A 23,454-nucleotide genomic window follows, 5' to 3' on the forward strand; every position below is an offset into this window, starting at 1 on the left:
CGTGGCGGTGGCGGCCCGGGGCCGGGGTCAGGCCTGGACGGCCTGGGCGCCGAGCCTGGACACCAGCGCGGTGACCTGGCGGGCGATGTCCGGGGCGGTCAGACCGATCTCGGCCATGATCTGGTCGCGGGTGGCGTGGTCCAGGAACTCCTGCGGGATGCCGAAGTCGCGCAGCGGCAGGTCCACGTCGGCGTCGCGCAGGGTCTGCGCGACGGCCGAGCCGACGCCGCCGGCGCGGCCGTTGTCCTCGACCGTGACGACCACCCGGTGCTCGGCCGCGAGGCCGGGCAGGGCCGGGTCCACCGGCTTGACCCAGCGCGGGTCGACCACCGTGCAGGTGATGCCCTGGGCGGCGAGCAGCTCGGCGGTCTCCAGGCAGACCGGGGCCATCGCGCCGACCGAGACGATCAGCACGTCGGCGCGGCGGTCGCCGTCGCGCTCGCCGTTCTCCAGCAGCAGGTCCATGCCGCCGATCCGGCCCAGCGACGGGACGGCGGGGCCGACCGTGCCCTTGGAGTACCGGACCACGGTGGGCGCGTCGTCCACCTCGACGGCCTCGCGCAGCTGGGCGCGCAGCTGGTCGGCGTCTCGCGGAGCGGCCAGCCGCAGGCCCGGGACGACCTGGAGGATCGACATGTCCCACATGCCGTTGTGGGAGGCGCCGTCGGTGCCGGTGACGCCGGCCCGGTCGAGCACGAAGGTGACGCCGAGGCGGTGCAGGGCGACGTCCATCAGGACCTGGTCGAAGGCCCGGTTGAGGAAGGTCGCGTAGACCGCGACGACCGGGTGCAGGCCGTTGGTGGCCAGGCCGGCGGCGGAGACCGCGGCGTGCTGCTCGGCGATGCCGACGTCGAAGATCCGGTTCGGGAAGGCCTTGGCGAACGGGGCGAGGCCGACCGGGTGCAGCATCGCCGCGGTGATGCCGACGATGTCCTTGCGCTCGCGCCCGAGGGCGACCATCTCCTCGCCGAAGACCGAGGTCCAGTCCTTGCCCGCGGACTTGATCGGCAGGCCGGTCTCCGGGTGGATGACGCCGACCGCGTGGAAGCGGTCCTCGTCGTTGTTCTCGGCGGCGTGGTAGCCGCGGCCCTTCTCGGTCAGGCAGTGCACGATCACCGGGCCGCCGAAGCCTCGCGCCTTGGTGAGGGCGGACTCCAGGGCGGTGAGGTCGTGGCCGTCGATCGGGCCGATGTACTTGATGCCGAGGTCCTCGAACATGCCCTGCGGGGCGATGAAGTCCTTGAGGCCCTTCTTGGCGCCGTGCAGCGTCTCGAACAGCTGCTGGCCGACCACCGGGGTGCGCTGCAGGGCGTCCTTGCCCCAGGACAGGAACCGCTCGTAGCCCTGGGTGGTGCGCAGCGTGGCGAGGTGGTTGGCGAGGCCGCCGATGGTCGGCGAGTAGGAGCGCTCGTTGTCGTTGACGACGATGACCAGCGGACGGTCCTTGGCGTCGGCGATGTTGTTGAGCGCCTCCCAGGCCATGCCGCCGGTGAGCGCGCCGTCGCCGATCACGGCGACCACGGGGCGGTCCTTGTGGCCCTGGAGCTGGTTGGCCTTGGCCAGGCCGTCGGCGTAGCCGAGCACGGTGGAGGCGTGCGAGTTCTCGATCACGTCGTGCTCGGACTCGGCGCGCGACGGGTAGCCCGACAGGCCGCCCTTGGTGCGCAGGCCGGAGAAGTCCTGGCGGCCGGTGAGCAGCTTGTGCACGTAGCTCTGGTGGCCGGTGTCGAAGAGGATGCGGTCGCGCGGCGAGTCGAAGACCCGGTGCAGGGCGATGGTCAGCTCGACCACGCCGAGGTTGGGCCCGAGGTGGCCGCCGGTCTTGGAGACCTCCTCGACCAGGAAGCCGCGGATCTCCTCGGCCAGTGCGGCCAGCTGCGCCGGGGTGAGCCGGTCGAGATCGCGCGGTCCCCTAATGCGGGTCAGCAGGGCCACCCGTTCCTCCTCGTTCACAGTTCCCGGACCCAGGGCGGGCCCGATGGGCGCCGTCGCCCGCGGGTGCGGGGTGCATCGGCGCGGACCGGCACACCCTTGACCGGTCGAGTCTAATGTCCAGCTGCCGGACACCACGCGGCACGGCGGTTGTCGTACTGTCACACCACCCGTGCCCGGGCGGCCGTTCGGTGCCCTCGCACAGTCCTATCAGCACCGATGAACACGACGAGGCCCGGCACCCGAATGGTTCGGGTGCCGAGCCTCACACCGTACGCGGGGGTCAGCCCCGGCCGGAGGACTTCTGGGTGCGGCGGGAGACCGAGTCCAGCACGACCGCGCCGAGCAGGACCGCACCGGTGATCATGTACTGGATGGCCTGGTTGACGTGCACCAGGTCCAGGCCGGTGATGATCGACTGGATCACCAGGATGCCGAGCAGCGCCGACCAGGTCTTGCCGCGGCCGCCGAACAGGCTGGTGCCGCCGATGACCGCCGCGGCGATCGAGTTCATCAGCACGCTGCCGCCACCGAGCAGCTTGTCCGCCGAACCCTGCTGGGAGGCGATGAACAGGCCGCCCAGGGCCGCCATGCCGGCCGAGATCATGAAGACCGAGATCCGGACCCAGGCGACGTTGATGCCGGCCCGGCGGGCGGCCTCGACGCCACCGCCGACCGCGAAGATCTGCCGGCCGTAGGAGGTGCGGCGGAGCACGAAGTCGGTGATCACGACGATGCCGAAGAACACCACCAGGGGCAGCGGCAGGCCGCGGTCCTGGTTCAGCATGTACGCCGCGACCAGGCCGATCACGGCGATCACGCCGGTGCGCAGCGCGATCTCGCTCATCGGGCGGGCCGACAGGCCGGCGGCGGAGCGGCGGCGGCTGTCGATCAGCTGGCCGGCGCCGAAGAGCACGATGCCGAGGAGGGCGAAGGCCCAGGTGAAGAAGACGTCGCCGTCACCGAGGAAGTAGGTGTCCAGCTTGGCGATCACACCGTCGTTGATCAGGTTGACGGTGCCCTTGTCGCCGAGCACGGAGTTCTGCAGACCCATCCAGGCCAGCATGCCGGCCAGGGTGACCACGAAGGCCGGGACGCCGATCTTGGCGAAGAAGAAGCCGTGCAGCGCGCCCATGCCGATGCCGACCGCCATCGCGATCAGGACGGCCAGCCACTCGTTGATGCCGGAGCGCACCGAGAGCACGGAGGCGATCGCGGCCGAGACGCCGGCCACCGAGCCGAGCGACAGGTCGATCTCACCGAGCAGCAGCACGAAGACGATGCCGACGGCGATCAGGCCGGGGCCGGCGATCCACTTGGTGATGTTGGTGAGGTTGTCCGCGTTCAGGAAGTCGCCGGACACGGTCTGGAAGATGGCCGCGATCAGGATCAGGCCGAGCACGACCGGGACGGAGCCCAGGTCGCCGCTCTTCATCTTCCGCTTGAACTCTTCGAGGTAGCCCGCGAAGCCCGCCTCGCGGACCAGCAGCCGGGGGTCGATCGCGGCCGGCGGCGTGTCGGTGGTGGTCTGGTTGGTGGTCACTTCGCGTCCTCCGCGAGACGTGCCTGACGCCGGGTCACGGCGTTCTCGGTGGCGCCGGTGATGGCGGAGATGATCTCCTCGTGCGAGGTGGTGGCCACCTCGAAGACGCCGTTGTTGCGGCCCAGGCGCAGCACCGCGACGGTGTCCGCGACGGCCTTGACGTCGGCCATGTTGTGGCTGATCAGGATCACGCCGAGGCCGCGGTCGCGCAGCCGCTCGACCAGGTCGAGCACCTGGGCGGTCTGCTCGACGCCGAGCGCGGCGGTCGGCTCGTCCAGGATGACGATCTTCGGGTCGCCGACCAGGGCGCGGGCGATCGCGACCACCTGGCGCTGACCGCCGGAGAGCGCGGCGATCGGGATCCGCACGCTCGGGATGCGGATCGACAGGGTGTCGAGCAGCTCCTTGGCGCGCTTCTCCATGGCGACCTCGTCGAGCGTGCCGAAACGCTTCAGCTCGCGGCCGAGGAAGAGGTTGCCGACCACGTCGAGGTTGTCGCAGAGCGCGAGGTCCTGGTAGACGGTGGCGACACCGAGTGCCTGGGCGTCGTGCGGCCGGTTGATGCCGACCTGCGTGCCCTCCCACTCGATCGCGCCCTCGTCGATCGGGTGGACGCCGGCGATGGTCTTCACCAGCGTCGACTTGCCCGCGCCGTTGTCACCCACCAGGGCGACCACCTCACCGGCGTTCACCTCCAGGTGGACGTCGGTCAGCGCCTGGACGGCACCGAAGCGCTTGGAGACCCCGCGCAACGCCAGTACGGGTGCGCCTGTCACGTGAACCATCTCCTTCATTCCCGCGCCGCCTGCCGTGGGGGCAGGGCACGGCCGCCGCGCGCCGACCCGGGCGCGAAGGGTAGTGCGAAAAGGTTTGGGGGCACGGCGGCCCGCCTCCACCACGGGAGGCGGGGGTGTCCGCACGCCGCGCCAGGGCGGGCGACGCCCTCCCGGGTGGGAGGGCGTCGCCCGCTGGGGATTACTTCAGGCCGGCCGTGGCGCAGGCGGCGGCGTAGTCGCCGGTGCAGATGTCGGCGGCCTTGTAGAGGCCGTCGGCGATCACGGTGTCCTGGATGTTGGCCTTGGTGACGACCTTCGGGTCGAGCAGCTTGGCCGGGATGCCCTTGTCGGTGTCGCTGTCGATGCTGGCGGAGGCGACGGACTTGATGTCCTTGCCCTGCAGCAGGTCGACGGCGAGCTCGGCGGCCGAGTCGGCGAGCGGCTTGTAGGCCTTGTAGATGGTGTAGGCCTGGTCGCCCGAGACCAGGCGCTGGATCGCGTCGAGACCGGCGTCCTGGCCGCCGACCGGGACGGTGATGCCCGCGCCCTTGAGCTGGGTGATGATCGCGGCGGCCATGCCGTCGTTGGCGGAGTAGACCGCCTGGAAGCCGTCCTTGCCGAGCTGGGTGATGGCGGCGCCGACCTTCTGGCCCGCGACGGTGGGCTTCCACTCACCGGACTGCTCGTAGACGACCTTCTTGACCTTGCCGTCGAGGACCTTGTGGGCGCCCGACTTGAACTTCGCGGCGTTCGGGTCGGCCTCGTCACCGTTGATCATGACGATGTTGGCGTCGGCGGCCTTGGCACCCAGGGCGTCGACCAGGGCCTGGCCCTGGAGCTCGCCGACCTTCTCGTTGTCGAACGAGACGTACGCGGAGACCGGGCCGGTGGCCAGGCGGTCGTACGCGATGACCTTGACGCCCTTGTCGGCCGCCTCCTTGACCCAGGACTGGGTCGACTTGGCGTCGAACGCGTCCAGGATGATGACCTTCACACCCTGGGCGATCAGCGTGTCGAACTGCTGCTTCTGCTTGGCGGCGGAACCCTCGGCGTTGCTGTACTTGACGTTGCAGTCGGCGCAGAGAGCCTTGACCTTGGCCTCGATGAAGGGCTTGTCGAAGGACTCGTAGCGGGTCGACGAGGCGTTCTCGGGGAGCAGCAGGCCGATCGACTTGGTGTCGCCGGACGCGGCGCTGTCCTTCTTGTCACTGCCGGCCTTGCCACAGGCGGCCATGGAGAGGGCCATCGAAACCGCGGCGGTACCGATGACAGCGCGACGCATCATTGCGTTCATGGTGGGGGTGCCTCCCTGACAGAGCCGCAACGTTGCGGCGAGGTGGAAGGGAGTCAACCTGGATCGTCCGCTTGTCGTCAATAAGTAAAACCGGAAGGACGAAGATTCGAACCCTTTCGTTATCTTCCTGAAGGCGAAGCCGAGACCATGCGGCGGGCGCAGGCCCCGGCGCCACCTCTGTCGCCGGGTCAGCCCTGGGCGGCGGCGGCAACGCCGGTATGCCGGATTGCGCCCGATTCGCCCATCTCGCTCATCACCAGCGCCAGCGCTCCCAGCACCTCCGCACGGCCGCCGAGAGTGCCCGGAACCACCGACAACTGCCGGGCGGCGCTGGGGATCGCGTACCGGGCCACCGAGTCCCGGATCGGGGAAAGCACCAGCTCACCGGCTTCCGCCAGGTCCCCGCCGAGGATGATCCGGCGCGGGTTGAGCAGGTTGCACAGGGTCGCCACGCCCATCCCGATCTGCCGGCCGGCGTCCGCGATCACCCGCCGGCAGCCGAGATCGCCCTGCTGGGCCAGCTGCACGACCTTGGTCAGGGACAGCTCCCCCGGGTGGTTGGCGTTCAAGAGGTTGAGCAGGTAGCGGGAGCCGACGAAGGTCTCCAGGCAGCCGCGGTTGCCGCAGCGGCAGACCGGCCCGGCCTCGTCCAGGGTGATGTGGCCGATCTCGCCGGCGGTGCCGCCCGGGCCCCGGTAGATCTGACCGTTTATCACCAGCCCGGAGCCGACACCGCTGGCCACCTTGATGTACGCCAGGTCGCTCAGGCCGCGCCCGGCGCCCCAGACCAGCTCGCCCAGCGCGCCGAGGTTGGCGTCGTTGTCGACGTACACCTCCATGCCGAGGCGCTGGGAGAGCTCCTTGCCGGGGGCGATGCCGGTCCAGCCGGGCAGGATCGCGGTGGAGCCGAGCGCCCCGGTCTCCAGGTCGATCGGTCCGGGCACGCCGAGGCCGACGCCGATCACCTTGTCCGCGCGGAACCCGGCCTGCGCGAGCAGCCGGTCCACCAGCGCCTCGGCCCGGTCGAAGCCCTGCTGCGCCGAGACGTCCACGTCGATCGGCTCGCTCTCCTCGGCGAGCACCCGGTGCGCGAGGTTGCCCACCGCGACCCGCAGGTGGGTGTGGCCGAAGTCCACCCCGACCACGATCCCGGCGTCCCCGCTGAGCGAGACGCTGCGTGCCCGGCGCCCGCCCGAGGAGGTGTCGGCGACCACGACGGTGCCGCTCTCCTTGAGCTCCCGGACGATGTTGGACACCGTGGCGGCCGACAGCCCCGTGCCCCGAGCGATCTCGGCCTGGGTGAGCGAGCCGGCCATCCGCACCGCGCGCAGCACCCGTTCGAGATTGGCCCGGTGCAACGAGGACTGCGATCCCGGTGTGTCCATCGACATGATTCACCCTCCCAGGGCACGGGGACTCGACCGTCCCCGCCCCTGCCGCGCCTTTGCGGCGGAGCTCCGGTGGCGTCGGTGATCGTCACCTCACGGTGTTGATCCCTCAACCAACTGTTCAGCTTCAACTTCTGAACTCTAGGCTCAGCCGCCGCCCACCGCCGGGTCAAGCTCCAACCGGGACCGTTCTGAAACCTGCGCCCGCACCGCGGCCACCCCCCGATATACGCAGGTCCACGCCGGACCGGTCGTGGGAGGATGCCTGTGCATCCGAGCCTGACAAAGGAGTCCTGCGAGTGCCTGGCACCAACTTGACCCGTGAGGAGGCCCGTACCCGGGCCCAGCTCCTGCACGTGGACGCGTACGAGATCGATCTCGACCTGGGCACCGCCCGGGCGGGAGGCACGTTCCGGTCCACCACCGTGGTCCGGTTCTCCGCCACGACGCCGGGCGCCGACAGCTTCATCGACCTGGTCGCCCCGAGCGTGTCCGAGATCGTGCTGAACGGCCGGTCGCTGGACCTGGCGAACTTCGCCGACAGCCGGATCGCGCTGCCGGGCCTGGAGGCGCAGAACGAGCTGCGGGTGGTCGCCGACTGCGCCTACACCAACACCGGCGAGGGCCTGCACCGCTTCGTCGACCCGGTGGACGGCGAGACCTACCTCTACACCCAGTTCGAGGTGCCGGACGCCCGCCGCGTCTTCGCCAGCTTCGAGCAGCCCGACCTGAAGGCCCCGTTCACCTTCACCGTCACCGCCCCGCGCGGCTGGGTCGTGGTCTCCAACTCCCCCACCCCGACCCCGACCGGCGAGGGCGACACCCAGGTCTGGGCCTTCGAGCCCACCCCGCGGATCTCCTCGTACATCACCGCGCTGGTGGCCGGCCCGTACGTCGGCGTGTTCGACGAGTACACCAACGGCGACCAGCGGGTGCCGCTCGGCGTCTACTGCCGCCCCTCGCTGCGCGAGTTCCTGGACGCGGACGCGATCTTCGAGGTCACCCGGCAGGGCTTCGACTACTTCCAGGAGAAGTTCGACTTCGCCTACCCGTTCGCCAAGTACGACCAGCTCTTCGTGCCGGAGTTCAACGCCGGCGCGATGGAGAACGCGGGCGCGGTCACCCTGCGCGACCAGTACGTGTTCCGCTCCAAGGTCACCGACGCCTCCTACGAGGCCCGCGCCGCCACGATCCTGCACGAGCTGGCCCACATGTGGTTCGGCGACCTGGTCACCATGGAGTGGTGGAACGACCTCTGGCTGAACGAGTCGTTCGCGACCTTCGCCGAGGCGGTCTGCCAGGCCGAGGCGCCCGGCTCGCGCTGGCCCGGCTCCTGGACCACCTTCGCCAACCAGATGAAGACCTGGGCGTACCGGCAGGACCAGCTGCCGTCCACCCACCCGATCATGGCGGAGATCAACGACCTGGAGGACGTCCAGGTCAACTTCGACGGGATCACCTACGCCAAGGGCGCCTCGGTGCTCAAGCAGCTGGTCGCCTACGTCGGCCAGGACGCCTTCTTCGAGGGCGTGCGCGCCTACTTCAAGCAGCACGCCTGGGGCAACACCCGCCTCGGCGACCTGCTCGGCGCGCTGGAGAAGGCCAGCGGCCGGGACCTCAGGACCTGGTCCAAGGCGTGGCTGGAGACGGCCGGCATCAACATCCTGCGCCCCGAGCTGGAGCTGGCCGAGGACGGCACGATCCGCTCCTTCGCGGTGCTCCAGGAGGCCCCGGCGCTGCCCGCCGGCGCCAAGGGCGAGGCCGTGCTGCGCCCGCACCGGATCGCCATCGGCGCGTACGAGCTGCAGGACGGCAAGCTGGTGCGCACCGACCGGATCGAGCTCGACGTGGTCGGCGCTCGCACCGAGGTGCCGCAGCTGGCCGGGCGCCCCAAGCCCGCCGTGCTGCTGCTCAACGACGACGACCTCTCCTACGCCAAGGTCCGCCTGGACGAGGCCTCGCTGGCCGTGGTCACCGGGCACCTGGGCGACTTCACCGACTCGCTGCCGCGCGCGCTGTGCTGGGCCTCCGCCTGGGACATGACCCGCGACGGCGAGCTGGCCGCCCGCGACTACCTGGAGCTCGCGCTCTCCGGCCTCGGCCGGGAGTCCGACATCGGCGTGGTCCAGTCGGTGCAGCGCCAGGTCAAGCTGGCCCTGGACGCCTACGCCGACCCGGCCTGGCGCGAGCAGGGCCTGACCCGCTGGGCCGCCGCCGCCGAGGAGCAGCTGCGCGCCGCCGCCCCTGGCGGCGACCACCAGCTGGCCTGGGCCCGGACGCTGGCCTCCGTCGCCCGCTCCGACGAGCAGCTCGCCCTGCTCGCCGCGCTGCTGGACGGCTCCACCGTGCTGGACGGCCTGGCCGTCGACACCGAGCTGCGCTGGACGCTGCTCGGCCGGCTGGTGGCCACCGGCCGCGCGGACGACAAGGCGGTCGAGGCCGAGCTGGCCCGCGACAACACCGCGGCCGGCCAGGAGCACGCCGCCAGCTGCCGGGCCGCGCGCCCGACCGCGGCGGCCAAGGCCGAGGCCTGGGCCTCGGTGGTGGAGTCGGACGAGCTGACCAACTACGTCCAGGAGGCCGTCATCGGCGGCTTCCAGCAGTCCGACCAGCGGGAGCTGCTCGCCCCGTACGCCGCCCGCTACTTCGCGGCGGTCAAGGGGATCTACGAGACCCGCAGCCACGAGATCTCGCAGCAGATCATCGTCGGCCTGTACCCGGCCTACCAGGTCGAGCAGGCCACCCTGGACGCCACCGACGCCTGGCTGGCCTCGGCCGACCCGGCGCCGGCGCTGCGCCGCCAGGTCGTGGAGTCGCGGGCGGGCATCGAGCGCGCGCTGAAGGCCCAGGAGGCCGACCGCGCGGCGGGTGCCCGGGCCCTCGGCCACTGACGGCCGACGGAACGCGACGGCCCCCGTCACCTCGGAGGAGGTGACGGGGGCCGTTCTCGTGCAGTGCTGCGGCGGGGCGGTCGGGCCGCTACTTGCCGGAACTCGTGCGGCGGGCGGAGAGCATGCACAGGCCCGCGATCACGACGAACGACAGGACCGGGATCCCGACGAACAGACCCAGGGTCTGCGCGACGGTCAGCCCCTGGCCCGGGTCGTCACCGTCGTCCCGGATCAGTGCCATGGCGGGCGACGACATCAGCATCATCAGCGTGGCCGCTGCGGAGACCGCACCAGCGCGCAAAGCGTTCCTCTTGTCCACGTTTTCCACGGTACCGGCCGCCTACCTGCCCCCGCGCGCCGGGGTGGGCCTTCCGGTACCGCCCGCCGCGCCGCGCCCGGCCATCGCCGCGGCGAGCCGGGCGGTGCCCGGGGCGGCGGCCAGCTGTTCGAGGGTCACCGGCCTCCCGGCGGCGTCCGCCACCGGCAGCCGCCAGTTCGGGTACTGGTCCCAGGTGCCGGGCAGGTTCTGCGGGCGCGGGTCGCCCACCGCGTCCGGCAGCCAGACGCCGACCAGCTCGGCCGGGGTGGCCAGCAGGAAGCCGTAGAGGGCCTCCGCGCTCAGGCCGTCCTCGGCCGCGAGCCGCCCGATCCGGACCAGCTCGGCGTGCCACTCGGTCAGCTCGGCCGCCGCCTCGGCCTGCTCCTCGCCCAGCGGGCGGGCCAGCAGCCCCAGCCGGTGGCGCAGCTCGACGTGCTCGCCGCTCAGGCGGGCCGCGGTGCTCGGCAGGTCGTGCGTGGTCAGGGTGGCCAGGCAGCCGGAGCGCCAGCGCTCCGGGGGCAGGATCGCGCCCTTGTCCTGCCAGTCCCGCTCGAACCAGAGCACCGAGGTCCCGAGGACGCCACGGTCCGTCAGCTCCTCGCGCACCCCCGGCTCGACCGTGCCCAGGTCCTCGCCGATCACCGCGGTCCCGGCCCGGTGCGCCTCCAGCGCCAGCACCCCGAGCATCGCCTCCGCGTCGTAGCGGACGTACGCGCCCCGGGTCGGCGGCTGCCCGGCCGGCACCCACCAGAGCCGGAACAGGCCCATCACGTGGTCGATCCGGATCGCGCCGGCGTGCCGGGCGGCGGCGCGCAGCAGCTCCGCGTACGGCGCGTAGCCGGCCTCGGCGAGGGCGTCGGGGCGCCAGGGCGGCAGGCCCCAGTCCTGGCCGTGCGCGTTGAAGGCGTCCGGCGGGGCGCCGACCGAGATGCCCTCGGCCAGCACGTCCTGGAGCGCCCAGGCGTCCGCGCCGTCCGGGTGCACGCCGATCGCCAGGTCGTGGATCAGGCCGACGCCCATCCCGGCCTGCTCGGCGGCCCGCTGGGCGCCGCCGAGTTGCTCGTCGACCAGCCAGGCGAGCCAGCGGTGGAACTCCACCCGGTCGGCCAACTCCTGCGCGACCAGCCGGACATGGGGGCTGTCGGGGTGGCGCAGGCCCTTCGGCCAGTGGTGCCGGTCGCTCCCGTGCACCTCGGCCAGCGCGCACCAGGTGGCGTACTGCTCCAGCCATGCGCCCTCGCGGGCGACGAAGGCCCGGTAGGCGGCGTCGCGGCCGGCGCCGCGGGGCACCCGGTGCAGGATCTCCAGTGCCTGCCGCTTCAGCGCCCAGACCGCGTCCCGGTCGATCAGGCCGTCGTGCCGCAGCACCTCGTCGCGCAGGTGCCGGGCCCGGCGCGGGAGTTCGCCGAGATCGGCGTAGGCGCACTCGGGCACCGCCTCGATCCGCAGGTGCACCGGGTCGGCGAAGCGCCGGGAGGACGGGCGGTAGGGGGAGGGGTCGGAGGGGGCGCCGGGCAGGCCGGCGTGCAAGGGGTTGAGCTGGACGAAGGCGGCGCCCAGGTCGTTGCCGGCCCACTGCACCAGCTCGGTGAGGTCACCCAGGTCGCCCATGCCCCAGGAGCGTTCGGAGAACACCGAGTACAGCTGGGCGAGGAAGCCCCAGCCGCGGCCGGTCGGCTCCGGCACCCGCTGCGGCGCCACGATCAGCGCGGCGCTGCCGGTGCGCCCGCCCAGCCGGGCGGTGAGGCGGTGCCGGCCGAGCGGGAGGTCGGCGGGCAGCCAGTGCGAGTGGCCGGTGGGGAGGGTCCAGCTGCCGCCGTCCTCCAGCTCGACGCTCAGCACCGCGGCGGCCGGCACGTCCAGCGCGGTGCGGCGGCCGGCCCGGGCCACGATGCACGGCGGGAGCAACCGGGCGGCCTGCTCGGCACGGTGGCGCTCCAGCTCGGCGCGGACCGACTCCGGCCCGGCGGCGTCCACGCCGAGCGCGGCCAGCACCGCCACCAGCGTGTCCGGCGCCACCGGCACCGGGCCGCTGCCCGGGTCGTAGGTGCTGTCCACCCCGTACGCGTGCGCCAGCGCGACCAGGTCCGGCGGCGGTGCCGGACTGTCCTCGGCGGGCACCTGCTGCCCGTTGCTGCCGGTCTCGTCACGGTCCAGGAATGCGGCCACGCTGCGGCTCCCTGAGGTCTGGAGGGCACCCAATGGTGAACAGCCACAGTCCTACCCGTCCCGGGGGCCCGCGACCCCGACCGACACGGGCGACGGGCGCGGGCCGGTGCGCGCCCTGACGCCGGGTCGGGTCCGCGGGACCGGCGGACGGGCCGGCGCTTACCGCTTTTCGGATATATCAGACATACGTGCCAGCGGCGTTGACACCGCCCCGGGCAACTGGTGGGCTGTGGCGGCGAGGCGGGTCAAGGGTGGTGCGGCAGTTCGGTGATCCGCGGCGGCGGGGTCGGTGAGCTGCGCTTTCGGTGCGAGGAGGCTCCTGTGCAGGCGCGCGTTTCTGAGGCGGCGGGACGGCGGCTGAGGCACCGGATCGAGCACAGCCCGGCCCTGCGCGAGGTGCTGTGGCACCCGGCCGCGCTGACCGCCCGGCGGACGGCCGCCCGGACCGCGCGCCAGCTGGCGCCGAAGGCCGCCGACCGCTTCATCGCCGACATCAAGGGCACCACCCCGCTGCTCGCCTCGGTCCGGGCCGAGCGCAAGGCCGGCCGCCGCAGCAGCGCGCTCCAGCTGGCCGCCACCCTCTCGGCCGCCGCGGTGGTCGGCGGGCTGCTGATCAGCGCGCCGCCCGGGTACGCCGCACCGGCCGGCGACCAGCACACCGTGAGCGCCCCGGCGCAGGTCACCCCGCTCGGCTCGCTGGCCGACCCGCAGGTGTACCCCCGCCCGCAGCAGCTCCGGGCGGCCGGCCGCCCGGTCGGCGTGCCGCAGGCCGTCACCCTGGTCACCGGCGACGGCGCGGACGGCGCCGCGCTGGACGCCGTCCGGCAGATCCTCGGCAGCGCCGGGGCCACCGAGGTCACCCCGGCGCCGGAGGCCCCCGCCCCGACCGCGGGCGCGCTGGTGGTCTACGTCGGCGGCCCGGGCCAGCAGGCGGACCGGCTGCTGCACGACCTGGCCGCGGCCGGCGGCACCGAGCAGCCGAGCGCCGCCGGACTCCCGGCCGGCGGCTACGTGCTGGCGGCCGGCCAGCTGCCCGCCGCCGGCGGCGGCAGCTACGGCGCGGTGGTGCTGTCCGGGGTCGACGGCGCGGGCACCTTCTACGCCGCGCAGAGCCTGCGCCAGCTGCTCTCGCCGCTCTCCCCCGGCCAGGGCCAGGGCGAGGGCGCGAAGGGCTTCCCGGGCCTGACGATCCGCGACTGGCCGAGCGGCGCCGCCGTCCGCGGCACCGCCGAGAGCTTCTACGGCACCCCGTGGAGCGCGGACGAGCGGCTCGCGCAGATCGACTTCCTCGGCCGCACCAAGCAGAACTTCTTCCTCTACGCCCCGGGCGGCGACCCCTACCGGCTGTCGCGCTGGCGCGAGGCCTACCCGGCCGCGCAGCTGGCGGAGCTGCGCGAACTCGGCGCCCGGGCCCGGGCCAACCACGTCACGCTGGGCTACGCGATCGACCCCGGCCAGTCGTTCTGCTACAGCTCCGGCAAGGACCTGGACGCGCTGCTGGACAAGCTGGAGACGCTGCGCGGGATCGGTTTCAACGCCTTCCAGCTGCAGTTCCTCGACGTGAGCTACGACGAGTGGCACTGCGGCGCCGACCGGAAGGCGTACGGCACCGGGCCCGCGGCCGCCGCCAAGGCGCAGGCCGCGCTGGTGGGCAAGGTCCGCGACCGGCTGGCCCGGCACCCCGAGACGGCGCCGCTGTCGGTGATGCCGACGGAGTACCAGAAACAGGGCGCCACCCCGTACCGGACGGCGCTGGCGGCGGCGCTGCCGCCGGACGTCCAGATCGCCTGGAGCGGCGGTGCGGCGATCCCGGCGAAGGTGACCGGCGGCCAGTTCGAGGAGACCGCGGGGCTGTTCGGCCACCCGCTGGTCACCATGGACAACTACCCGGTGAACGACTCCACCCCGGAGCGGCTCTACCTGGGCGGCTACGCGGGCCGCGACCCGGAGGTGGCCAAGCGCTCGGCGGTGCTGCTGACCGCCGCGATGAGCCAGCCGGTGGCCTCCCGGATCCCGCTGGCCACCGCCGCGGACTTCGGCTGGCAGCCGGACGGCTACCAGCCGCTGGACTCCTGGCGCTCGGCCCTGCACGCGCTGGCCGCGAACGACGCCGAGCTGGCCGCGCTGACCGCGCTGGCCGGCAACAACTCCTCCTCCCCGCTGTCGCGCCAGGAGTCGGGCTACCTGCTGCCGCTGCTGGACCACTTCTGGGCCGCGCTGGAACCGAGCGCCGGCAACGCGCCCGACCTGGCCCGGCTGACCGAGGCCGCGGGCCCGCTCCGGGACGCCTTCCGCACCATGGCCGCCGCCCCGCAGACCCTGGGCGACGACCCGATCGGGCCGGAGACCGGCCCGTGGCTGACCAAGCTCGCCGCCTACGGCCAGGCCGGGCAGGCCGCCGTCGACATGCTGCTGGCGCAGCGCGGCGGCGACGGCCAGGCCGCCTGGGACGCCCGGGTGCGGCTGCGCAGCCTGCGCGAGCAGCTGGACGGCAGCCCGGTGACGGTGGGCGCGGACGTGCTGGACGGCTTCCTGGAGCGGGCCGTGCAGTCCGCCGACACCTGGTCCGGCCTGACGGCCGGTGGGGTCACGGCCGGCAGCACCTTCGGCAGTGCGCACGACCACGTGCCCGCGCTGATGGCCGACGGTGACGCCGGCACCTTCTACTGGAGCGCGGGCCCGCCGCAGCCGGGCGACACCGTCGGCCTCGACCTGGGCACCGCCCGGCCGGTCGGTCAGGTGACCGTCCTGATGGGCTCCTGGGGCAGCGGCCCGGACGCGGCCGCCGCGGCCGGCGACTACCTGCACGACGCGGTGCTGGAGTACTCCACCGGCTCCGGGGGCTGGCACCAGCTGGCCAAGGTGCACAACCAGCCGAGCATCTCGGTGGACGTGCCCGCCGGCACCTCGGTGAAGGCGGTGCGGCTGCGGGCCACCGGGAGCCAGAAGACCGCGGTGGCGATCCGCGAGTTCAGCGTGGCGGCGCCCGGCGACAGCCCGGCGTCGGTCAGCGCGCCACCGGCCGCGCCCGGCTCCTCGCCCGCCGCGGTGCTGGACGGCGACCCGGACACCGCCTGGCGGGCGGCCGCGGTGCCGTCCAGCAGCACCGCACCGCTCACCGTCGAGCTGGGCGCACCGCGCCCGCTGGACCGGGTGACGGTGCTGACCGACCCGACCGTCCGGGCCACCGCGAGCGCGGAGGTGCGCCGCCCGGACGGCAGCTGGGTGCCGATCGGCCCGGTGAACCCCGGGTACAACGAGCTGGCGGCCGGCGGCGGCGCGGCCGAGGCGATCCGGCTGGTCTGGGCGGCCGGCGGCGACGCGCCGGTGGTCAACCAGATCATCCCCTGGTACGCGGACGTGCCGGCGGCCCGGATGAGCCTGCCCGCCGCACCGCTGGACGTGGTGGCCGGGCAGGCGACCCCGGCGCAGGCCAAGGCGGTGCTGGAGGCGGGCCGGCCGGAGGGCGCGACCGGGCAGCTGAAGGCCGAGGTGCCGGCCGAGGCGAAGGGGCTGACGGTCACCCCGGCGGCGTCCGTCACCGTCCCGCGCGGGGCGAAGGTCGGCGCTCCGCTGCTGGTCTCCGCGGCCGCGACCACCCCTTCGGGTACGTACCAGGTGCCGGTCACCTTCACCTCGGGGACGCTGACGGTGCGGCAGGTGCTCACGGTCCACGTGGTGCCGCCGACCGGGGGCCCGGACCTGGCCAGGAGCGGCACCGCCGCCTCCTCGGGCGACGCGGCCGCCGGCCAGAGCGCCTCGGCCGTCAACGACGGCGACCCGAAGACCCGCTGGGCGGCCAAGCCGGCGGACGACGCCTGGGTGCAGATCCGGCTGCCGCAGAAGGTGCGCCTGGGTTCGGCGGTGCTGCACTGGCAGGAGGCGTACGCCTCGGCGTACCGGCTGCAGACCTCCGCGGACGGGGTCAGCTGGACCACCGTCGCCACCGTCGAGGACGGCACCGGCGGCACCGAGACGGTGCGCTTCGACGCGCCGGACACCCAGTACCTGCGGGTGCAGGGGGTGACCAGGGCGACCGCCTACGGGTACTCGCTGTGGAGCGTGGAGGCGTACGCGGTCACGCCGTAGCGCCCGGGGACGACGGCGGGCCGCCTGCGCTCCCGCTGGGGGTGCACAGGCGGCCCATGAGGCTCACCGAAGGATGTGTCGGGCAGGCCCTTGTCTGTCAGGCGGAGAGCGGCTCGGGCTGCTCTCCGCGGCGGATGGGGCGGGACCGGCCGTGCGGGCCCGGCAGGACGCCCCCGGTCTCGGTATGGTCGTGGTGCTCGAAGCCGCTCAGCTGCTGGTGCAGCTGGTCGAGGCCGCCGTACGGCTCCAGGTAGGGGCGCCAGCGCGGGTCCTTGATCCCGGTGCCGATCACCCGCCAGGCGAGGCCGCTCGGTGCGGCCGGGGGGTGCTTCATCCGCCAGCCGAGTTCCGTCAGGTGACGGTCGGCCTTGGTGTGGTTGCAGCGGCGGCAGGCCGCGACCACGTTGTCCCACCGGTGCTGGCCGCCCCGGCTGCGCGGGATGACGTGGTCGACGCTGGTGGCGGCGGCCCCGCAGTAGACGCAGCGCCCGTGGTCACGGGCGAACAGTGCGCGGCGGGTGAGCGGGACGGGCCCGCGGTAGGGGACCCGGACGAACCGGGTCAGTCGGACGACGGACGGCGCCGGAACGGCGCTGGTGGCGCTGTGCAGAGTGATTCCGGAATCCTCCAGGCAGACCGCCTTGTGACTGAGGACCAGGATGAGTGCGCGGCGCATCGATACGACGCCGAGTGGCTCGTAGGACGCGTTGAGGACCAGGACATGCGGCACGGAGGCCTCCTTGGACGCCTGCGGCGCGTGGCTCGCGCCGGGACGAGCGGGCGATCGCGCATTTTGAGCGCGATCTCCCCCAGTGTCGCCTTACGTCTTCGTACGGCGCCACCATTTCCTGCCTAACAGATCGTTCGGAAACGGACAGTGCCGCTCTCCAGGTGGGTCGATGTGCGATCCGTCATACCCGATATGCCCGGACGGCGGGTCCGCTGCACCCGGCGTGCCTGGTGAGCGGCGTGCCGGTGGCTCCGGGGGCGCTGACGGCGGGTCCGTCCGGGTGGTCGGCGGCCGCTAGGGTTGCCGGGACGGTCCGCCCCGACCGGGCGGCCGCTCACAGCTCCCCCCGGAAGGAAGCCCTGCACGTGGTTCGGTCCGCCCCGGTCAGCCTGCTCGCTGACGCGACCCCCTCCCCCTCCCCCTCGTCCCCCCCGCTGAACTTCACCCTGCCGACCAGTACGGACCAGGTGAGCAGCACCACCAGACAGGCCGCGAGCTGGCTGGACGCGAACTGGCAGGGCTGGGTCGAGGGTGCGCTGCGGATCCTGTTCATCGTGCTGCTGGCCCTGGTGCTGCGGGCGATGGTGCGCAAGCTGATCGACAAGCTGATAGCGCGGATGGGGCGGCCCTCGGAGGCCGAGGCGGAGCTGAGCCGGCTCGGCGGGCTGCTGGCCAACAGCGGGATGGTCAACACCGAGCGCCGCCAGCAGCGCTCGGAGGCGATCGGGTCGGTGCTGCGCAGCGTGGCCTCGTTCACCATTCTGGGGACGGCGGCGCTGATGGTGCTCTCCGCGCTCGGGGTGAACCTGGCGCCGCTGCTGGCCAGTGCCGGGGTGGCCGGGGTGGCGATCGGCTTCGGCGCGCGCAACCTGGTGACCGACTTCCTGTCCGGGGTCTTCATGATCATGGAGGACCAGTACGGCGTCGGGGACGAGATCGACACCGGCGTGGCCAGCGGCACCGTGCTGGAGGTGGGGCTGCGGGTGACCAAGCTGCGCGGCACCGGCGGCGAGATCTGGTACATCCGCAACGGCGAGGTCAAGCGGATCGCCAACATGAGCCAGGGCTGGGCGACCGCCGCCGTGGACGTGCAGGTGGGCTACCGGGAGGACCTGGAGCGGGTGGAGGCGCTGATCACCGAGACCGCCGAGCAGCTGACCAAGGAGTCCCCGTTCGACGAGCTGATCTGGGGCCGGGTCAAGGTGCTGGGCGTGGAGTCGGTGGCGGCGGACTCGGTGGTGCTGCGGCTGGAGGCGCGCTGCTCCCCGGGCAACGCCGCGCTGGTCTCGCGGACCCTGCGGCTGCGGCTGAAGGCGGCCTTCGACCTCGCGGGCGTCAAGCTCAAGGAGGAGACCCCGGCGGTGCCGGCCGCGGTGGCGGCGCCCGCCACCGGGGTGGAGATCCTGCCGCCGTCGGTGCTGGCCGACCCCGGCTCGGCCCGCTCGCTGGCCACCAAGCCGATCCCGCTGCCGGCGGACGGCGCCGGGCCGGCCGCCGGCTGACCCGGAGCACGACCTGCGGAGCCCCGTTCCCCCTGGTGGGGGGCGGGGCTCCGGGCATGTCCGGTAACGCTTCGGCATCCTCGCCCGGCACGGCCATTGACACCCCCCGGGGCCGGGATCTACGGTCCTTCCCAAGGAATTGGAAACTTTCCTAACAGTTCACCGGGCAACGACACTTCCGTCACCCCCCGCACCACCGCACCCCGCCGGCAGAGGAGGATCGGACCGTGACCGACAACACCCGCTCCCGCTCGCCGCTGGCCGGCACCCCCAGCCTGCTGCGCGCCATCAACGACCGCGCCGCCCTGGAACTCCTGCTGGCCAACGGCCCCCTCTCCCGCACCCAGATCGGCACCCTGACCGGTCTCTCCAAGCCGACCGCCTCCCAGCTGCTGGCCCGGCTGGAGGCGGCCGGACTGGTCGTCCCGGTCGGCACCACGGCCGGCGGCCCCGGCCCGAACGCGCAGCTGTACCAGGTCAACCCGGCCGCCGGGTACGTGGCCGGGCTGGACGTGACCACCACCCACGTCCGGGTCGCCGTCGCGGACATCACCGGCGGCACGCTGGCCGAGCAGCAGGTGCCGACCAGGGGCTGGCCGGCCGCGGAGACCGTGCAGCGGGTGGCCGGGGCGGTCGCCGCGACCCTCGCGCAGGCCGGGCTCGCCGAGGGCAGCCTGCACCAGGCCGTGATCGGCATCGGCGGCGCGCTGGACCCGGCCACCGACCGGCTGCGCTACGCCTCCCACCTGCCTGGCTGGCACTCGCCGCGGCTGGTCGCGGAGCTGGCGGAGGCGATCGGGGCCCCGGTCACCATCGAGAACGACGTCAACCTGGCCGCCATCGCCGAGCAGGCCTTCGGCGCCGCCCTGGGCAGCGAGGACTTCGTCCTGCTCTGGGCCGAGGAGGGCATCGGCGCCGCGATCGTGATCGCCGGACGGCTGCACCGCGGCTTCACCGGCGGTGCGGGCGAGGTCGGCTACATGCCGGTGCCCGGCTCGCCGGTCGTCCACGACGTCCGGCGCAAGAACTCCGGCGGCTTCCAGGAGCTGGCCGGCGCCCCCGCCGTCCTGGCGCTGGCCCGCGAGCACGGGCTGACCGCCGGGACCGCCGAGGAGGCGATCGAGCGGGCGCTGGCGACCCCCGGCGCCGGCGAGGAGTTCCTCGCCGTCCTGGCCGACCGGCTCGCGGTCGGGCTGGCGGCCATCGTCGCGGTGGTCGATCCGGAGCTGCTGGTGCTCGCCGGCGGCATCCCGACCGCCGGCGGCGAGCGGCTGCGCGAGCTGGTCCAGGAGTCGCTGGCCCGGATCTCCATCCCCCGGCCGGAGGTGCGCTCCAGCACCGTGCCCGGCTCCCCCGTCCTGCAGGGCGCGCTGCAACGCGCCCTGGCCACCGCCCGGGACGCCGCCTTCACGACCCACTGAAGCCGAGCGCCCGCCACCGAACCGTGCCACCGCACCCGCGTCCCGCACCCGCACCGCCGTACCGAGCCGTGCAGCCGCAGCCGCCGCGGCGCCCCCCGGGGCCCGCGGCACCCTCCAGAACCACCGAAGGCACCCCCACGCACGGGCCGACGGGCCATGCCGCCTGCCCCCGTACCTCCAGGAGAACCCACCAGTGGACACCACCCGCAGAACGCACCGCGCGCTCGCCGCCCTGACCGGCACCGCCTGCCTGGCCCTGCTGGCCACTGCCTGCACCGGCACCAACTCCGGTGGCGGCCAGGACGGTTCGGCCGCCGGCCAGGACGTGACCATCACCTTCTGGCACGGCTGGAGCCAGGACAACGAGGTCAAGGCGATCGCCGACAACGTGGCCGCCTTCGAGAAGCTGCACCCGAACATCCACGTCAAGGTGGTCGGCAACATCGCCGACGACAAGAGCGAGCAGGCGCTGCGGGCCGGCGGCGACGAGGCCCCGGACGTGGTCTCCTCCTTCACCACCGACAACGTCGGCAAGTTCTGCTCGGCCGGGGTCTGGGCGGACCTCAAGCCGATGCTGCAGAAGGACGGCATCGACCCGGCCAAGACCTTCCCGGCCGCGATGCTCCAGTACAGCCAGTTCCAGGGCAACCAGTGCTCGCTGCCGCTGCTCGGCGACGCCTACGGCCTGTACTACAACAAGACCGCGTTCGCCGCGGCCGGGATCACCGCGCCGCCGAAGACCTTCGGCGAGTTCGAGGCGGACGCCGTCAAGCTGACCCAGGCCGACGGCGACGGCTACAAGCAGCTCGGCTTCATGCCGAACTACCACGGCTACGAGTCCACCCCCAGCCACTTCCTCGGCCAGTACGGCCCCGGCTACTTCGCGGCGGACGGCACGTCCGACATCGCCACCGACCCCAAGGTCGCCGCGATGTACACCTGGCAGAAGGGCCTGGTCGACAAGCTGGGCGGGTTCGACAAGCTGGAGAAGTACCGCACCGGCTTCGGCGACGAGTTCAGCGCCAAGAACCCCTTCACCACCGGCCAGGTGGCGATGTCCATCGACGGCGAGTGGCGCACCGCCTCGCTGGCCGAGGACAAGCCGGAGTTCGAGTGGGCCACCGCGCCCTTCCCGGTGCCGGACGACCAGGCCGCGAGCTACGGCCGCGGCTACCAGACCGGCACCATCGTCGGCATCGCCAGGACCAGCAAGAAGCAGACCGCCTCCTGGGAGCTGGTCAAGTACCTGACCACCGACACCGACGCGGTGGTCAGCTTCGCCAACGCGATCCACAACGTGCCCAGCACCTTCGCCGCCCTCGACTCGCCGAAGCTGGACGCCGACGCCAACTTCCGCACCTTCATCGACATCGCGAAGAACCCGCACTCCAACACCACGCCCGCCAGCATCAACGGCGGCGCCTACCAGGTGTCCATGCAGAACCTCGGCTACGAGTTCGAGTCCGGCCGGCAGAGCGACCTCAAGGCCGGGCTGGCCGCCACGGCCAAGGAGATCGACGCGGCCGTCCAGCAGGCGAAGTGACCCGCCATGGCACTCGCTGACACCCCCGTCCCGGCGGCGCTGCGCACCAAGCGCCGCCGGGAGACGGCCCGCACCCTGGCCTTCCTCTCCCCCTGGCTGATCGGCTTCGGCGTCTTCTTCGCCTACCCGCTGGTCTCCACCGTCTACTTCTCCTTCATGAAGTACGACGGCTTCACGGCCCCGACCTTCAACGGGCTGAAGAACTGGGACTACGTCCTCAACCACTACCCGTCGTTCTGGACCGGCCTGGGGAACACGCTCTGGCTGGTCCTGGTGATGGTCACCCTGCGGGTGGCCTTCGGGCTCGGCATCGGCCTGCTGATCACCAAGGTGCGCAGCGGCGTCGGCTTCTTCCGGACCGCGTTCTACCTGCCGTACCTCGCCCCGCCGGTGGCCGCCACGATGGCCTTCGCCTTCCTGCTCAACCCCGGCACCGGGCCGGTCAACCACCTGCTGGGCGAGCTGGGCCTGCCGCAGCCGGGCTGGTTCACCGACCCCAGTTGGTCCAAGCCGGCCCTGACCATGCTCGCCATGTGGGGCGTCGGCGACCTGATGGTGATCTTCATGGCCGCCCTGCTGGACGTCCCCAAGGAGCAGTACGAGGCCGCCGAGCTGGACGGCGCCGGCCCCTGGCAGCGGTTCCGGTACGTCACCTTCCCCAACATCTCGCCGATCGTCATGTTCGCCGTGGTCACCGGCGTGATCCAGACCATGCAGTACTACACCCAGGCGATCGTGGCCGGGAAGGTCGCCAGCGGCGTCATCGGCGGCTCCGGCCAGCAGTTCGAGCCCGGCTACCCGCACGGCTCCACCTGGACCCTGCCGCAGATGGTCTACAACCTCGGCTTCCAGCGCTTCGACACCGGCTCCGCCTGCGTGGTCGCCGTGATCCTGTTCGCCATCTCGATGGCCTTCACGTCGCTGCTGCTGCGCCGCAAGTCCGGCTTCATCAACGAGGACTGAGCCATGACCCTCACTTCCGCCGTGCGCCTGCCCGTCCGGGCCTCCTCCGCCGCCGCCAAGGTGGCCCGGCGCCGCGCCGCCCTGCACTGGGTGGCCGTGCACTCGCTCGCCATCGCCGCCGCGCTGTTCTTCCTGCTGCCGTTCGTGTTCGTGCTGCTCACCTCGGTGATGTCGGACCGGCAGGCGCTCACCGCCGACCTGTGGCCCACCGAGTGGCACTGGGGCAACTACGCCAAGGTCTGGCAGACCCCCGGGTTCCTGAGCTGGTGGCGCAACACCCTGCTGTACGCCGGCGCGGGCACCCTGCTGACCGTCGTCTCCAGCGTCCCGGTCGCCTACGCGCTCGCCAAGTTCCGCTTCCGCGGCCGCAACCTGGCGCTGATGGCGGTCATCGCGATGATGATGCTGCCGCCCCAGGTCACGGTCATCCCGATGTACCTGTTCTGGGCCAAGCAGCTGCACCTGACCGGCTCGCTCTGGCCGCTGATCATCCCGATGGCTTTCGGCGACGCCTTCTCCATCTTCCTGCTCCGGCAGTTCCTGCTGACCATCCCCAAGGAGTACCTGGAGGCCGCCCGGATCGACGGCTGCGGCGATCTGCGGACCCTGCTGCGGGTGGTCCTCCCGATGGCGAAGCCCGCCATCGCGGCGGTGGCGCTGTTCCAGTTCTTCTACTGCTGGAACGACTACTTCGGCCCGCAGATCTACTCCAGCGAGAACGCGGGCGCCTGGACGCTCAGCTACGGCCTGGAGTCGTTCAAGGGCGCCCACCACACCAACTGGAACCTCACCATGGCAGCCACGCTGCTCGTGACGGCTCCGGTGCTCGTGCTGTTCTTCTTCGCGCAGAAGGCCTTCATCGAAGGCGTGACACTGACAGGGGTCAAGGGCTGA

The 23,454-nt window shown here is 72.7% G+C and carries 15 protein-coding genes; 7 read left to right on the plus strand and 8 right to left on the minus strand.

Going from position 1 to position 23,454, the window contains the following annotated elements; translation table 11 throughout:
• Positions 1 to 27: 27 nt before the first annotated feature.
• The 5 genes from dxs to ABT014_RS17185 form a co-directional block, all read right to left on the minus strand.
• Positions 28 to 1,935: a 1-deoxy-D-xylulose-5-phosphate synthase gene (dxs, locus tag ABT014_RS17165; RefSeq protein ID WP_350639580.1), complete on the minus strand. Its 1,908-nt coding sequence runs from the start codon at positions 1,933 to 1,935 to the stop codon at positions 28 to 30.
• A gap of 280 nt (positions 1,936 to 2,215) precedes the next feature.
• Positions 2,216 to 3,475, minus strand: coding sequence for a sugar ABC transporter permease (locus ABT014_RS17170; RefSeq protein WP_350639581.1), 1,260 nt, complete (start codon positions 3,473 to 3,475; stop codon positions 2,216 to 2,218).
• Positions 3,472 to 4,260 (minus strand): ATP-binding cassette domain-containing protein, encoded by a 789-nt coding sequence (locus ABT014_RS17175; protein WP_350639582.1) that lies wholly within the window; start codon positions 4,258 to 4,260, stop codon positions 3,472 to 3,474. Before ABT014_RS17175 ends, ABT014_RS17170 begins: the two co-directional genes overlap by 4 nt.
• Before the next feature lie 190 nt (positions 4,261 to 4,450).
• Positions 4,451 to 5,545 carry a sugar ABC transporter substrate-binding protein gene (locus ABT014_RS17180; RefSeq protein ID WP_350639583.1) on the minus strand — a complete coding sequence of 365 codons (1,095 nt, stop codon included), beginning with the start codon at positions 5,543 to 5,545 and terminating at the stop codon, positions 4,451 to 4,453.
• A 188-nt stretch (positions 5,546 to 5,733) separates the two neighbouring features.
• Entirely contained in the window at positions 5,734 to 6,930 is a 1,197-nt protein-coding gene (locus tag ABT014_RS17185) for an ROK family transcriptional regulator (RefSeq protein ID WP_350639584.1), read from the minus strand.
• A gap of 302 nt (positions 6,931 to 7,232) precedes the next feature.
• Here ABT014_RS17185 and pepN point away from each other — a divergent pair, with 302 nt between their 5' ends.
• Positions 7,233 to 9,824, plus strand: coding sequence for an aminopeptidase N (gene pepN, locus ABT014_RS17190; RefSeq protein ID WP_350639585.1), 2,592 nt, complete (start codon positions 7,233 to 7,235; stop codon positions 9,822 to 9,824).
• A gap of 88 nt (positions 9,825 to 9,912) precedes the next feature.
• On the opposite strand, the gene ABT014_RS17195 is transcribed toward pepN, so the two are convergent.
• A complete protein-coding gene (locus ABT014_RS17195) occupies positions 9,913 to 10,143 on the minus strand; it encodes a hypothetical protein (protein ID WP_502894998.1) in 231 nt (76 codons plus the stop codon).
• A 21-nt stretch (positions 10,144 to 10,164) separates the two neighbouring features.
• Positions 10,165 to 12,264 (minus strand): 4-alpha-glucanotransferase, encoded by a 2,100-nt coding sequence (gene malQ, locus ABT014_RS17200; protein WP_350639642.1) that lies wholly within the window; start codon positions 12,262 to 12,264, stop codon positions 10,165 to 10,167.
• 369 nt (positions 12,265 to 12,633) lie between these two features.
• Between malQ and ABT014_RS17205 the strand changes: the two genes are divergently transcribed.
• Complete coding sequence (locus ABT014_RS17205) at positions 12,634 to 16,401, plus strand: beta-N-acetylglucosaminidase domain-containing protein (RefSeq protein WP_350639587.1); 3,768 nt, start codon at positions 12,634 to 12,636, stop codon at positions 16,399 to 16,401.
• A gap of 97 nt (positions 16,402 to 16,498) precedes the next feature.
• On the opposite strand, the gene ABT014_RS17210 is transcribed toward ABT014_RS17205, so the two are convergent.
• Positions 16,499 to 17,131, minus strand: coding sequence for an HNH endonuclease (locus tag ABT014_RS17210; RefSeq protein WP_350639588.1), 633 nt, complete (start codon positions 17,129 to 17,131; stop codon positions 16,499 to 16,501).
• Positions 17,132 to 17,490: 359 nt separating this feature from the next.
• Here ABT014_RS17210 and ABT014_RS17215 point away from each other — a divergent pair, with 359 nt between their 5' ends.
• The 5 genes from ABT014_RS17215 (at position 17,491) to ABT014_RS17235 (ending at position 23,454) form a co-directional block, all read left to right on the plus strand.
• Positions 17,491 to 18,633 (plus strand): mechanosensitive ion channel family protein, encoded by a 1,143-nt coding sequence (locus tag ABT014_RS17215; protein ID WP_502895004.1) that lies wholly within the window; start codon positions 17,491 to 17,493, stop codon positions 18,631 to 18,633.
• A 257-nt stretch (positions 18,634 to 18,890) separates the two neighbouring features.
• Positions 18,891 to 20,054: an ROK family transcriptional regulator gene (locus ABT014_RS17220; protein ID WP_350639643.1), complete on the plus strand. Its 1,164-nt coding sequence runs from the start codon at positions 18,891 to 18,893 to the stop codon at positions 20,052 to 20,054.
• Between the two features lie 193 nt (positions 20,055 to 20,247).
• Entirely contained in the window at positions 20,248 to 21,597 is a 1,350-nt protein-coding gene (locus tag ABT014_RS17225) for an extracellular solute-binding protein (protein ID WP_350639590.1), read from the plus strand.
• 6 nt (positions 21,598 to 21,603) lie between these two features.
• Positions 21,604 to 22,560 (plus strand): carbohydrate ABC transporter permease, encoded by a 957-nt coding sequence (locus tag ABT014_RS17230; protein WP_350639591.1) that lies wholly within the window; start codon positions 21,604 to 21,606, stop codon positions 22,558 to 22,560.
• 3 nt (positions 22,561 to 22,563) lie between these two features.
• Positions 22,564 to 23,454 (plus strand): carbohydrate ABC transporter permease, encoded by an 891-nt coding sequence (locus ABT014_RS17235; protein ID WP_350639592.1) that lies wholly within the window; start codon positions 22,564 to 22,566, stop codon positions 23,452 to 23,454.

It is taken from the genome of Kitasatospora sp. NPDC094015 (assembly GCF_040304075.1).
Taxonomy (GTDB): Bacteria; Actinomycetota; Actinomycetes; order Streptomycetales; family Streptomycetaceae; genus Kitasatospora.

Bases quoted from the DNA above. Each gene is read 5' to 3' on its own strand.
- ABT014_RS17175 (WP_350639582.1), bottom strand. From the start codon at position 4,260: ATGGTTCACGTGACAGGCGCACCCGTACTGGCGTTGCGCGGGGTCTCC.
- ABT014_RS17185 (WP_350639584.1), bottom strand. From the start codon at position 6,930: ATGGACACACCGGGATCGCAGTCCTCGTTGCACCGGGCCAATCTCGAA.
- ABT014_RS17235 (WP_350639592.1), top strand. From the start codon at position 22,564: ATGACCCTCACTTCCGCCGTGCGCCTGCCCGTCCGGGCCTCCTCCGCC.
- ABT014_RS17180 (WP_350639583.1), bottom strand. From the start codon at position 5,545: ATGAACGCAATGATGCGTCGCGCTGTCATCGGTACCGCCGCGGTTTCG.
- ABT014_RS17230 (WP_350639591.1), top strand. From the start codon at position 21,604: ATGGCACTCGCTGACACCCCCGTCCCGGCGGCGCTGCGCACCAAGCGC.